Source organism: Faecalicatena contorta, from assembly GCF_003149105.1.
Lineage (GTDB): Bacteria > Bacillota > Clostridia > Lachnospirales > Lachnospiraceae > Muricomes > Muricomes contortus_C.
Map to the genome: position 1 here is coordinate 1 of NZ_QGDS01000031.1, position 12,356 is coordinate 12,356.

Below are 12,356 nucleotides of genomic sequence, written 5' to 3' on the forward strand. Positions count from 1 at the left end.
CGTGAGACAGTTCGGTCCCTATCCGGCGTGGGCGTAGGATATTTGAGAGGAGCTGTCCTTAGTACGAGAGGACCGGGATGGACTGGCCGCTGGTGTATCTGTTGTTCTGCCAAGAGCATAGCAGAGTAGCCAAGCCGGGACGGGATAAACGCTGAAGGCATCTAAGCGTGAAGCCCCCCTCAAGATGAGATATCCCATAACGTCAAGTTAGTAAGACCCCTTGAAGACGACGAGGTAGATAGGGCGGAGGTGGAAGTGCAGCAATGCATGGAGCTGACCGTTACTAATAGGTCGAGGGCATAACCAGGCAGGGCAATAGGAGAGAAGGATGATTCTTTGTATGCAGTTTTGAAGGTACACAATATTTTTGATATTCCTCGATAGCTCAGTGGTAGAGCATTCGGCTGTTAACCGAAGGGTCGTTGGTTCAAGCCCAACTCGGGGAGCTTATAGACCGTGAGCTGACTTACGGTCTATAAAAATATTATAAGCTATTTATTCATTGTGGCTCCTTGGTCAAGCGGTTAAGACATCGCCCTTTCACGGCGGTAACACGGGTTCGATTCCCGTAGGAGTCATTTGTAATATGCCGATATGGCTCAATTCTTTAAGATTGGCCATGTCAATCGCAGGCAGAGCGCTGATTACAAATCAGCTGCTCAGAATTTTAAGCAATTCGCCGATGTGGCTCAATTCTTTAAGATTGACCATGTCAATCGCAGGCAGAGCGCTGATTACAAATCAGCTGCTCAGAGTTTTATGTAATTCGCCGATGTGGCTCAATTGGCAGAGCAGCTGATTTGTAATCAGCAGGTTATCGGTTCGAGTCCGATCATCGGCTTTGTTCCTTATATGGGACATAAAATACGTGGACCTTTAGCTCAGCTGGTTAGAGCAATCGGCTCATAACCGATCGGTCCTGGGTTCGAGTCCCCGAAGGTCCACTTTTTTAAAATAATTTATAGTAAGGCCCAGTGGCTCAGTTGGTTAGAGCGCCGCCCTGTCACGGCGGAGGTCGAGAGTTCGAGTCTCTTCTGGGTCGTTGACATTGGAAAAGAAAAGATGTATAATTTTTCAATGGACAATCAAATATTATGGGATCTTAGCTCAGCTGGGAGAGCATCTGCCTTACAAGCAGAGGGTCATAGGTTCGAGCCCTATAGGTCCCATATATTATGCCGCAGTGGCGGAACTGGCAGACGCCCGGGACTTAAAATCCCGTGGGTAGTGATACCCGTACCGGTTCGATTCCGGTCTGCGGCAGTTGTGTGAAGTGCTTCAACCCCTTGTACAATCAGGGTTTGGAGCACTTTTTGTTTTGATAAAAAGTTGTACAAAATTGTACAGCCTGCAAATATGTTAGTTATGCTAGTACTTTTGCCATTTGAGAGCTATCCATTTTATTTACACGTTGTCCTATGTAGTGTTCAGTCATGGAAAGTGTAGAGTGTCCTAAAAGTGGTTGAATATCAATGGCCTTTACTCCGGCATCATAGAGCATGGATGCACCTGTAAATCTTATTTTATGACTTGATAGATATGAAATCCCTACGGCTGCACAATATTTTTTTAGGCGGCGGTTGAAAGAATCTGTAGTCAAGGGTCTGCCCTCATGCATGAAAAGAAATCTACCGTTTGGATTTAGGCCTTTCATTTTTTTTAAGATGCTTACTCCTTCATCTGAAATAATCTCTGTTCTTATACTGTAATTAGGATTCCCTTTTGGGTCTTTCAACACCCTGCATGGGCTACTTAAAGTCATATCATCTTGTAACATTCTCTCTTCCACAAGCTGATGTTCTATTCGGACTTCATTCCCATCATCAATATCCCAAGATAGTCCTTTTATCTCCCCTATCCTAAAGATACCATAGAACGCCAATATAATTGCTAAGACATAGGCATCTTGTTCTAGTGTTTTAAGATAAAGAAGTAGTCTTTTACGCTCTTCAAGGGTATAAGCCTTTTTCTTTGCAGAAGGAAGTTTGAAATTCAATGTGTTGAGAGGTATGGATGTAATAGGATTGTAAGGAATAATTTCCTCTAGTACTGCATGACGAAAAATATTGTTCAATAAGGATTTTCTATTATTAAAATCTTTTCTTGTAATCAATCCTTTTCCAGTCCACTTTTGAAATAATTTCAGCAGATGCTTTGGCCTGATTTCCGCTATTTGCATAAGCGCAATTTCCGAATCAGCCAGGTGACGTCTCCATACCCCCATATCTTCCTCAATTGTTTTACCTGAAACTATTTTTGTCTCCGAGCGTTGTTGAACCCATTTCTTGTAAACACTTTCTAAGGTGTTATTGAAGTAGAAATTAAAAAGTTTTTCGATTAGTGTATCCTCGGATGGAGCAATAAATTGTGGGTCATAAGATTTTATCCTACCATCCTTACAGGCATAAAATTCCTTTCTTTTCTTATCCTTGAAATGAATCTCAAAGACAAGTTTCTTTTTCTTTTTTGTAAGCATAATTTCATATTGTGCCATCTCTGATGAACTCAATATATTATTTTCTATCAAAATCTGCAAGCTTTGGATAGCGTGATATAACTTGACCTGTTCTTTTGTAAGATGAATATTGTGATTGTATATTGGCATATCACGCTTGTCCTTTCCATTAGATTTTATTACTTTTCAAAAAGCCGTTTATAGAATTTAGAGTTTTATAAAAGCCTTAGTAATTACATAAATCTTTCGTTTCAATCCCTTTTGTTCAGTCGGGACGATTGCTGAAAATAGTTCCTTACCATGATTTATCATTTTTCTTCTGCACCTTCTTTTACCTCCATTTTTTCAATTTGCATTTCTGCTATTCCTTTTGATTTTACTTTCATTTTTGCTATCATCTGAGTTTCAAGTTCTACGGCTTTCCTCAACTCTTCATTTGGTTTAGCGTTGTTTATGGCATCAATCAAATCGGTTCTGCCTTTTTGATAATCATGCACCAGTAATGTTTTGGCAGTTGGTGCAACCTGCCTTATTATCCAGTTATATTTTGCATCCAAATCAAAAGGTTTGGGGTTTGTTGCTATTCTGATATTGCGAGTCCTGCCATAACAGAAACGTTCCCATATTGGGTCAAGTTCCCACTCGTTTTTGGGCTGGTTTTTATCTTCTACCACAAAATAAAGATAATGGTTTAAGATTCCAAAAATAATTTCATCTAAAATTTCGTCTTCAGCACACTCCCCATGATGCAAATTTGTTATAAGCTCCTCGACCGTCCTTTCAGCACGTTCATCAGAAAGGCGAATCTCAAGGCGGTTCTTTATAGGTGCATCTTCAAGCGGTACACCTTTAGTTATGTACTGTTCATAATCTTTTTCATACATACAAATATAGATTGCACTGCTTCGCTTTCCGATATATAGCGTTCTGCCCAGACCGAGTTTTCCATCTAATTCCTCATAATGATTAGTTTCCCCACTCTCACGGTAATCAAATGATTTACAACGTGTTACAAATTCGCCGGTCTTACACTTTTTATGCAGATACTCAATATTCAGGATGCCATCATAGTCATTGATTGCTAAATCAAGTCTTTTCCACTTCACATCTTGATTCCACAGGGTAGCCAAAAAATTAATCCATGTGTATCCATGATATTCTAAATGAATCTCGTATTGCCTACAGGCTTGTCCTTTAAATTCAAGAATGATTCCCATTTTTTCATCATCGGAGTAAGATAAGAATATATTTCCGAAAGAGTATACATGTTCGTAGTTGTGCCATCTGTGCTTCTCTTTGCGGAAGAATTTAAAGGGAATCTCTAAAATGTCATGTGCTATCCATTTCATGCCATCCATCCCGGTTAAAGGGAAACGAACCCTTAAATAATCTACTATTACAGTCACAAGATTCTCTGGGTCTAACTGCTTTAATACAGCGCGGATTTCCTTGTACATCTTTCTCTTTAACGGTTTCTTCCCTGTTATAAGTTGATTGTAATACCTTCGGCTTATTCCTAGACACTCCGCAACTTGCTTCTGTGTTAAGTTTTGGGTTTTTCGTTGTTCTTCTACTTTGGTACACCATTTTTCATGCCATATAGAACGCTTTTCTTTACTCAATTGCTACTTTACCTCCTTCGTAAAAAGTTATTTAAATGGTACGTTTGCCCAGCCAACCCACCGCCCTATAGGAACCGTTGCTCTGGGCATTCGCTTTGCGAAACACTATATAACACAAAGGCTACAGACAAGAAAAATTGCTATATCTTTCCCTTTTAGTGTCTCCAACAAACTACTTCATTCCCATTGTGAGAAAAAAGAGAACTGTTCTCTTTTCGGAAAATGGCAACAGCCCAGTTTTTTAACGGCTAGGAGAGGATTAGACTATATTTTCTACCCCCGTATTACTCAACGGGGGTAAACCAGCGGTGCAAGCACCGCTGGTAGCAGGGCGGAGAAACTCCCCTGCTCATGCGTTCCGCTCGCAGTGGATTCCTCCGCCCTGCTTTGGCAGTGTTTCATTCTAACTCCATAGTTATTTAACGAAAATGATGCCTGCATGAGTAACTCGGACACTGAAAGAGTGCTGCACATAAGCCATGCTGTTTTTAGTTCAGGAAAATCGGTCAAGTCATAATCAGCAAGTACCTCATTCGCCTTCCTAATCTCGTTATACCCTATTCTTAGGTGCGATATAATTTCCTTCAAATCTTCTCGTGTTGATTTCATTTGATTACCTATCCTTTCCGTAATTTTGGGTGTTAACTTAATGACAACGTTTTACTCACTTATATTGCCATAGGGTCATTGTTCATATGATTCTTTTATTTTACTTGTTCTCTTGTAAATGTAATCTGCATATTTTCTAACGTTCTCCTGGCATTCCGATAGGCCAGAGACATAATATATTTAAACATGACTTTTATTATATATACAAATATTAATCATATTTAAATATATAATATGTTCAGCGTTTAGAAATGTCAATAGAAAATCATAAAATAATTGACAAATATGTGTATAAGTAATACAATTCTAATAAAATAATATTGGAGGTGTTAGTGTGATAGAAAATTTTGGTAAAAACGTAGCACGTTTAAGAAAAGAGAGGGATATGACACAGACTGAATTAGCTAAGGCAATTGGCGTTAATAAACAAACGATTTCTAACATTGAAAAGGGGGAAGGATATCCAACATTCAATAACCTTGAAAAAATAAGTCAGGTTCTAAAGGCAACACCGATTGAGTTGTTTGGAACGCTGAAAGAGATTGCTTTACAAGATACGTCAGAAATTATGGATAGGATTGATAGATATAGTAGTAAAATTCAAGAAATATTGCAGGCACAAGCCTTTCTTGAAGATATTATGTATGATGATGAGGTTAAAAACACAATGGAAATGGTCGCAATGTTATACAATATGTTTCATCAACCGATTATGAAGGATGAGGAGGGAACCCCTATACTTGATGATAAGACGGGAGAGGCTCGAATGGGCAGAAGTCAGTTTGAGAAAATCCCATTTGAGAAAATAAAAGATGCTGCAGCACAGTTGTCTTTTATTATAAATAATTGTCAGCAGATGGATAATAATTAAAGTTTAAACAAGAGGACTTGCAAGGTTTGTGACCTTTCAAGTCCTCTCTTTATAATGTTGTTTGGCTATATCCGTTTCGTAAAGGACTGCCCTACGGTGTATCGGCTTTGCCTTGTTCCTTTACCTAACTGCTTACTTTATGCCAGCAAAACATAACGATAGCAATTTGAACACAAAAATTACTTGCACATGAGTTAAATGGTAACCTAGCATCTATTCCAGACAATCAAAAAAAGTTGCTCAAGATGCAGACAAGGATTGGTAAAGCAAATAATGAGCGTAAATAAGCACATTGCAAAAAAGGCCACGTCAATACAGCAAAGTTTTGATAGTAGTCATTTTTGTTGAAATTATTTAATTAAATATCACTTGAATCATTGTTTTTACATCACATAGGGATTGTCAAGCCATATTTCACTGTAACCTTTAGCAATCATAAATTGTCTATATTTATGCAGAATAGTCCCATTTTTTAAAGGCTTACCGTCCAATATTTCATCTTCTTGAGCATCATAAATATAGATATCATCGGGAAGAAAATCAACTTGAGACAATTCTATTTTTGTAGAATCATGAAAATATACGGTGATAAAATTGAGTCCGTGTACCCTGATAAAATGTACTGGTTTAGCATAGGGGTAAATAATTTTTAATACAATATAAAGTTCACGTTCGGTCATATGTTCTGACATTTCTTTAAAATCCATAATAAATCCTTTCAATCATACAATATTCTTAATTCTTATAATAACACAATTGCTTCCATTTTGGAATCAGAAATACTTCTATTTTGGATATACTTACCGTGAGGTGATAATATGGATAGAGTAAATCAGAGAACAAATCATCTATTGGGGAATAATATCAAGAGATTGAGGGTTGAAAGGAATTTGCGAAATAGGGATGTCGTGGCTCAATTACAGCTAAGAGGTCTTGAAATATCGACAGGTACTTATAGCAAAGTTGAAATGGGAGTGAATAATCCAAGTGTGGATTTGCTTATTTTCTTGACGGATATTTTTGAATGTGATTTCAATGCCTTTTTCAAACAGGATTAATGCTTTATGTTATGCAGTAAAAAATAATAGCAAAATTTGACATGGTATGATATACTGTTGCCAGTCATATTAGAACAACGTAGGGATAGTCTGATGGTTGCCTTTTCGGAAACGGAAAGGGGGTATGTGCTATGAACACACTTGAGGTTTTAACATTAGTACTGGTTATCTTCGCAGTACTTACATACCTAGACAACCGAGACGACAAAAAATAGGCTATCTCCTACGCCAATAGGGGATAGCCGTCTAACTAAGTTTCTGATTTAGTTTTCGATGACAATCATCGGACGAGCAATATCCTTTGATTGTTTCTAATATGATTATAAACTACCGTGCCAAGTTTTGCAAGTGGTAGTTTAGAAATTGAGGGTGTTTCGGCATCCTCATTTTTAGTGGTTGTTTGAGCCTACAAGAGTTGTACGAATCTTATACAGTAGATATCAGAGGTGGCACACTCTTCCCCCTTTTTTCTATACGTACAGTACGTAGATTTGTAGCATTCCGATCTAAGGTAGCTTTAGAGTTGTTCAAGTGTTTGAAAATTCTTTATGTTTCTTAAGTTTTGCGGAGAGGGAGAAGGATAAAAGTTTTTATTGGATAAGAATCATTGGAAAATTCTACAATCATATGATATAATTTTAATAATTGCAAGTGTGGGGGAGTGGAAAGATGGGTTTAGTTGAGAAACTTAATTCGTATGCAGAAGATTATTGGGATTTTGCTGACTATAGGGAAAATAATTCAATTATACAATATCCTGCAAAGATGGTAACTCCAATGCAACGGCAGTTACTAACTGATGTATTGGAATATGATAAGCAGATACATAATATTTTAGACCCCTTCATGGGTTCTGGAACTGTTTTGCAAGTTGGCCAAGAGTTAGGATTAGATGTAATAGGTTATGATATAAATCCTCTAGCAATATTAATATCTAGGGTTCGCTTAGAAGGTGTTCCAACAAATTCCATCAAAGAAAGTATTGACCAGCTTTTTGCTAGTTTTAACCTTTTGCTGGGAAATGTTGAAAATCATACATTTTCCAATATAGAAAAATGGTTCCGTTCGGACATTATTGAATCTTTAAGTTTGATTCGGTTAGCCATAATGCAAGAATCTAATATACGCATCCGGCGGTTTTTTTGGTGTTGTTTTGCAGAAACTGTGAAAAAATTTAGTAATACGAGAACTTCTACATTTAAGCTACATGTAAAAGAAGCATGTAAAATTAAAGATATGGCAAACAATTGTATAGAAGAATTTAAAAATAATGTGTCCTCGAATTATATGAAATATTGCTTTGATTCCGAAAATAAAATTGAAGTAGTAAGTGGAGATGCATTAACATTATTATCAAAGCGTAAAGAAAATTCAGTTGATATAATATGCACATCACCACCATACGGAGATAACCACACAACAGTAACTTACGGTCAATATTCAATATTACCTCTTTTATGGATTGACATTAATGATTTAGATTCATTTGATACTTTGTTGCTTAATAAGTTTACGGCAATTGATAGAGAAAGTCTTGGTGGAAGGATTAAAAAAATCAAAAATATAGAAGAATACAAACCTTTTATAAAAAATATTGATTTGGAAAAGCAAAAAAAGGTTGTATCTTTTTGGCATGATTATGAAAAAGTGTTTGAGAAAATGGCATATGTATTAAAACATGGAAAACTTATGGCATTAACTCTTGGAAATAGAAGGGTTAATAACCAGGAATTACCATTTGATGAATATAATGATTTTTTGGCTGAAAAATATAATTTACGACTTGAAACAACATTAACGAGAAAAATTATGGGGAAACGAATGCCCTTGAAGGTATCTTATATTGCAGAGCAAGGTGCTGTAAAGTCTATGAGTAAAGAGTACATTAAAATTTATAAAAAAATTTAGGAGATAAAAATGCAGGAAAAGCTAACAATAGAAGCTGCGGATATATCCCGCTTGCTAGGAACCGTAGGTAGTCCATTAATTGTAATAACAGAACTAATTAAAAATTCAGTTGATGCAGATGCAGCTCAGATTGATGTTATTTATGATTCAAAAAAAAGATTGATACAAATCTGTGATAATGGAACAGGTATATCCTTAGAGGAAATTAGAAATTTAGCAAAACCTGGTTTTTCTACTAAAAAATTACAAGGAAATATAAGAAATAAGCATGGTTTTTTCTTTACAGGCAATAAAGGATTAGGTATATTGTCTTGCTTTTCTCTTTGTGAAGAAATTATAATAGATACGTTTATAGGTAATACACAAAGATGTCAGGGTTCTCTAAATAAAAATGGACTTTTAAAGTATGAAGTGTTAGAAAATGTAATGGATAATTCTAAAGGAACGATTATTACCTTACAGCAGATTCCAGATGAAATTATAAATTTCTTGACTTCATCTTCTGAGTTACAGAAGATAAGACATATATCAACTTATCTTTACAAACGAAATAGTATACATTTTCCCGAAATTAGATTAAAGATAGATGAGGAATTGCCAAAATCTATTTTTTTGGATGTAGAATTTACTAATATGCTATATGATGTTACCTTTTCTTATGATAAATCAACTCAATCATTGAAATTTAAATGTGAATCAGATATAAGAAAAAATATAAATGATTCTTTAATTGAACTCAATACATTTGATATAGAATCATTAGAAATGTTAACATTGAAAGAGTATGGAATAAAAAAGACTATTCCTACACGTACAAATGATAATGCAGACTTACAATCATATACAAATTTGGATAATGTTCCTTCGTTTGAGGGGAGAATTGTTGTGTATGATAGGCAGAATGCAGGTGCTATATTAAAACAATATGGAGCAGGCGTCAATGTTTATGTTAATCAATTTGCATTGTATAACTATTTATCCTCAGATAATGATTGGCTAGGCTTAGCGGATTTTTCTCAGCGTAAAAAAGTTACAAATTTACGCCCTCATAATGTTTTTGGTTATGTCAATTTTAATGAATTTAATGAAAATCAAGAACGATTGCAAATTTCAAATGAGCGTGCTGATTTTATTCAGGACCAGACTTTTACAAAACTTATGTATTTGCTTAAGGGTGCACTTATGTTTTTGACGTTTAATATTGACCTTGCTGAGAAAAATCCTAAATTTAAAGTAGATAAACAACCTTCTGATTCTGACGAAAAGAATGATAAATTAGTTGAGAAAAAAAATGATGATTTAGGAAATAGTCCATTAGAGAAGACAGAAACTAAAATAAATGAAAATCAAAATAATGCATCAAAACCTACGAAGAATGATATATATACTGGTTCACTTTCTGGAGTTAATAAAAGTAATATAGGCTCAGGTGTATACCGACCAGAAGATAATTATAAGCCTAAAAAATATACTATATCTGGTTTAAGGTTTACGCAGGAAGATGGAAAGGTAATTGAAAAACTAAAAAATAAAGATAACTTAAGTAATAAAATTTATCATATAATTTATGAATTATCTAATTTGAATACACAAAATTATTGTTGTGCAACAGCAGGGTTGTACAGAGGGGTATTAGAATGCTCAACAAGATACTTTATTAATAATCATAAGGATAAATTAACTTTTACAGAAAATCAATTATCTACCAATATTTTAAATGTAATAAATTTTTTAGCTAATAAACAAGGGATGGATAAACAAGCAAAAAAATGGAGAGAGACTATTACAAAAAGGTATTTAATTGATTGTTTAAATGAGTACATGCATAATTCTGCCGATGTTGATATTGATTTTATGGAGCAGACATGGAAAACTATAAAAACCTATATAATTAATTGTATATCTGACTGAGAGGATAGTACTAATAGTTGATAGTATAATATGGAAAACTTTATAATAGATTTTATAAGAAATATGTAATTTTTTCATTTGTTTTTCATTTTGTACAAATCTTGTACAGTATATATCAGAGGTGGCACAAACCTCCTTTCTATGCGGTTTTATAGCACGTAGATTCGTTCGATTCCGGTCTGCGGCATTAATTAGAAATAGAGGAAATGTTGTAAATTCAGCGTTTCCTTTATTTTTTTGTTAAAAAAAATTTAATCATCTTTGAATACCTCACTATGGAATACCCAGTTTTTGAAAGGCAAGCATATCAATTTTAACCTTATTCACATTCCGTAAATAACATAGCATAATGGAAGCCCTCCTATGTCCATAAATAGCTTATGCTTGTTAGATTGTTTCCGTTGTAAGCAGTAGATACGTTGTAAAAGCGAATTTTATGACTCGAATAGCGGAAACCCTTGCAGCATTACAATACTTCTTTAAACGGCGGTTAAAGGCGTCTGTGGACATAAGAGAACCTGATCGTTTAAAACAAAAATCCCCGTTAAGTTTTCATGTAACGATAACGTATAATTAATTTCGCAAATTCAATTTCATAAAAATAGACATGGTCTATAGCCGTTTGGTAGAATTAAGTTACCACACAAAATTTTTCCAAGGAGGCTAAACCATGTCTGATAACATTATACAACTAAACGAGGATCTTATAAAGAATGACTTAAAAAATCTTGTGCGCAATAGCGTCGAAGAAACACTGAATGCCCTGCTTGACAAAGAGGCAGATGATTTAGTAAATGCTCAAAAATATGAGCGTTCTCCTGAGCGCCAGGGATATCGTTCCGGCCATTATAAGCGAAACTTCCAAACAACTTCTGGCGAAGTGGAACTTAAGATGCCGAAACTCAAAGGTGTTCCTTTTGAGACTGCAATTATTGAACGATATCGCCGAAGGGAATCTTCGGTGGAGGAAGCCCTCATCGAGATGTATTTGGCCGGTGTTTCTGTTCGACGTGTGGAAGATATTACCGAGGCGCTTTGGGGAACCAAAGTCTCCCCCGGCACTATCAGCAACCTAAACAAAAAAGCTTATGAGCACATCGAAACATGGCGTACCCGTCCACTAACGGGTGAATATCCTTACGTTTATGTGGATGGTGTTTTTCTAAAACGCAGCTGGGGTGGTGAAATTCAAAACGTCTCCATCCTGATCGCTATCGGTGTTGGCAAAGACGGATGCCGTGAAATCATCGGTGCTGCCGAGGGTATGAAAGAGGATAAGGAGAGCTGGCGTTCCTTCTTTGTAAGTCTAAAAGAACGCGGGCTTTGCGGCGTACGATTGATTATTGGTGACCGTAACCTGGGCATGTTTGAAACGATTCCGGAAGTCTTTCCAGATGCCCGTTATCAGCGTTGTATCGTTCATTTTTATCGGAACATTTTCTCAGTGACACCACGGAAGAAAATGAAAGCAGTATCCATGATGTTAAAAGCTATTCATGCTCAAGAAGGCAAAGATGCTGCCAGAGAAAAAGCTGCGCAAGTGGCTTTAAAATTCCGGGAAATGAAACTGCTCAAGGCTGCCGAAAAGCTGGAGGCCGGCATTGAGGAAACCCTGACTTATATGGATTTTCCAACGCAGCATTGGACCCGGATTCGGACCAACAATACAATCGAACGGCTCAACCGTGAAATCAAACGCCGTACTAAGGCTATCGGAGCATTTCCTGATGGCCAGAGTGCATTAATGCTTGTATGCGCTAGACTGCGTCATGTAGCCGGAACCCAATGGGGCATCCGCCGCTATATGAATATGGATCATCTTATCAATCCTGGTAATAATCTGCTGTCTGATGACATAGCCGGTTAACCAGCGACTGCTAAACGGCAGGAATTAAATTTGCGAAATAATCTTGACACTATCC

General features: G+C 36.2%; 10 protein-coding genes, 7 tRNA genes and 1 rRNA gene. 14 read left to right on the top strand and 4 right to left on the bottom strand.

The window, feature by feature from the left end; all coding sequences use genetic code 11:
* From A8805_RS21765 to A8805_RS21800, 9 genes are all read left to right on the top strand, one after another.
* Window positions 1–307, top strand: a 23S ribosomal RNA gene (locus A8805_RS21765); the annotation flags it as partial.
* Between the two features lie 67 nt (window positions 308–374).
* A tRNA-Asn gene (locus A8805_RS21770) sits at window positions 375–446 on the top strand.
* 60 nt (window positions 447–506) lie between these two features.
* A tRNA-Glu gene (locus tag A8805_RS21775) sits at window positions 507–578 on the top strand.
* Between the two features lie 8 nt (window positions 579–586).
* Window positions 587–799: a hypothetical protein gene (locus A8805_RS21980; protein ID WP_146199470.1), complete on the top strand. Its 213-nt coding sequence runs from the start codon at window positions 587–589 to the stop codon at window positions 797–799.
* Window positions 769–841 (top strand) — tRNA-Thr (locus tag A8805_RS21780). Before A8805_RS21980 ends, A8805_RS21780 begins: the two co-directional genes overlap by 31 nt.
* A gap of 29 nt (window positions 842–870) precedes the next feature.
* Window positions 871–944, top strand: a tRNA-Ile gene (locus A8805_RS21785).
* Between the two features lie 24 nt (window positions 945–968).
* A tRNA-Asp gene (locus A8805_RS21790) sits at window positions 969–1,042 on the top strand.
* A gap of 54 nt (window positions 1,043–1,096) precedes the next feature.
* Window positions 1,097–1,169 (top strand) — tRNA-Val (locus tag A8805_RS21795).
* A gap of 8 nt (window positions 1,170–1,177) precedes the next feature.
* Window positions 1,178–1,263: transfer RNA gene (locus A8805_RS21800), tRNA-Leu, on the top strand.
* Between the two features lie 100 nt (window positions 1,264–1,363).
* On the opposite strand, the gene A8805_RS21805 is transcribed toward A8805_RS21800, so the two are convergent.
* The 3 genes from A8805_RS21805 to A8805_RS21815 form a co-directional block, all read right to left on the bottom strand.
* Entirely contained in the window at window positions 1,364–2,605 is a 1,242-nt protein-coding gene (locus tag A8805_RS21805; protein ID WP_114985908.1) for a tyrosine-type recombinase/integrase, read from the bottom strand.
* Window positions 2,606–2,763: 158 nt separating this feature from the next.
* Window positions 2,764–4,077, bottom strand: a complete 1,314-nt coding sequence (locus tag A8805_RS21810) for a replication initiation factor domain-containing protein (RefSeq protein WP_109714809.1) — start codon at window positions 4,075–4,077, stop codon at window positions 2,764–2,766.
* A 288-nt stretch (window positions 4,078–4,365) separates the two neighbouring features.
* Window positions 4,366–4,686, bottom strand: coding sequence for a hypothetical protein (locus A8805_RS21815; protein WP_109714810.1), 321 nt, complete (start codon window positions 4,684–4,686; stop codon window positions 4,366–4,368).
* A 334-nt stretch (window positions 4,687–5,020) separates the two neighbouring features.
* Here A8805_RS21815 and A8805_RS21820 point away from each other — a divergent pair, with 334 nt between their 5' ends.
* A complete protein-coding gene (locus tag A8805_RS21820; RefSeq protein ID WP_109714811.1) occupies window positions 5,021–5,557 on the top strand; it encodes a helix-turn-helix domain-containing protein in 537 nt (178 codons plus the stop codon).
* Window positions 5,558–5,940: 383 nt separating this feature from the next.
* On the opposite strand, the gene A8805_RS21825 is transcribed toward A8805_RS21820, so the two are convergent.
* Window positions 5,941–6,264: a hypothetical protein gene (locus A8805_RS21825; RefSeq protein WP_109714812.1), complete on the bottom strand. Its 324-nt coding sequence runs from the start codon at window positions 6,262–6,264 to the stop codon at window positions 5,941–5,943.
* 111 nt (window positions 6,265–6,375) lie between these two features.
* Between A8805_RS21825 and A8805_RS21830 the strand changes: the two genes are divergently transcribed.
* The 4 genes from A8805_RS21830 to A8805_RS21845 all read left to right on the top strand — a co-directional run bounded on the left by A8805_RS21830 (window position 6,376) and on the right by A8805_RS21845 (window position 12,301).
* Entirely contained in the window at window positions 6,376–6,615 is a 240-nt protein-coding gene (locus A8805_RS21830) for a helix-turn-helix domain-containing protein (protein WP_109714813.1), read from the top strand.
* Between the two features lie 669 nt (window positions 6,616–7,284).
* Window positions 7,285–8,523, top strand: coding sequence for a DNA methyltransferase (locus tag A8805_RS21835; RefSeq protein WP_109714814.1), 1,239 nt, complete (start codon window positions 7,285–7,287; stop codon window positions 8,521–8,523).
* A 9-nt stretch (window positions 8,524–8,532) separates the two neighbouring features.
* Window positions 8,533–10,434, top strand: coding sequence for an ATP-binding protein (locus A8805_RS21840; protein ID WP_109714815.1), 1,902 nt, complete (start codon window positions 8,533–8,535; stop codon window positions 10,432–10,434).
* A 670-nt stretch (window positions 10,435–11,104) separates the two neighbouring features.
* Window positions 11,105–12,301 (top strand): IS256 family transposase, encoded by a 1,197-nt coding sequence (locus tag A8805_RS21845; RefSeq protein ID WP_109714649.1) that lies wholly within the window; start codon window positions 11,105–11,107, stop codon window positions 12,299–12,301.
* Window positions 12,302–12,356 lie beyond the last annotated feature (55 nt).

What these genes read in the sequence shown, in the direction of transcription:
- A8805_RS21980 (WP_146199470.1), top strand. Translation starts at nt 587, where the DNA reads ATGCCGATATGGCTCAATTCTTTAAGATTGGCCATGTCAATCGCAGGC.
- A8805_RS21805 (WP_114985908.1), bottom strand. Translation starts at nt 2,605, where the DNA reads ATGCCAATATACAATCACAATATTCATCTTACAAAAGAACAGGTCAAG.
- A8805_RS21815 (WP_109714810.1), bottom strand. Translation starts at nt 4,686, where the DNA reads ATGAAATCAACACGAGAAGATTTGAAGGAAATTATATCGCACCTAAGA.
- A8805_RS21825 (WP_109714812.1), bottom strand. Translation starts at nt 6,264, where the DNA reads ATGGATTTTAAAGAAATGTCAGAACATATGACCGAACGTGAACTTTAT.
- A8805_RS21830 (WP_109714813.1), top strand. Translation starts at nt 6,376, where the DNA reads ATGGATAGAGTAAATCAGAGAACAAATCATCTATTGGGGAATAATATC.
- A8805_RS21835 (WP_109714814.1), top strand. Translation starts at nt 7,285, where the DNA reads ATGGGTTTAGTTGAGAAACTTAATTCGTATGCAGAAGATTATTGGGAT.
- A8805_RS21840 (WP_109714815.1), top strand. Translation starts at nt 8,533, where the DNA reads ATGCAGGAAAAGCTAACAATAGAAGCTGCGGATATATCCCGCTTGCTA.
- A8805_RS21845 (WP_109714649.1), top strand. Translation starts at nt 11,105, where the DNA reads ATGTCTGATAACATTATACAACTAAACGAGGATCTTATAAAGAATGAC.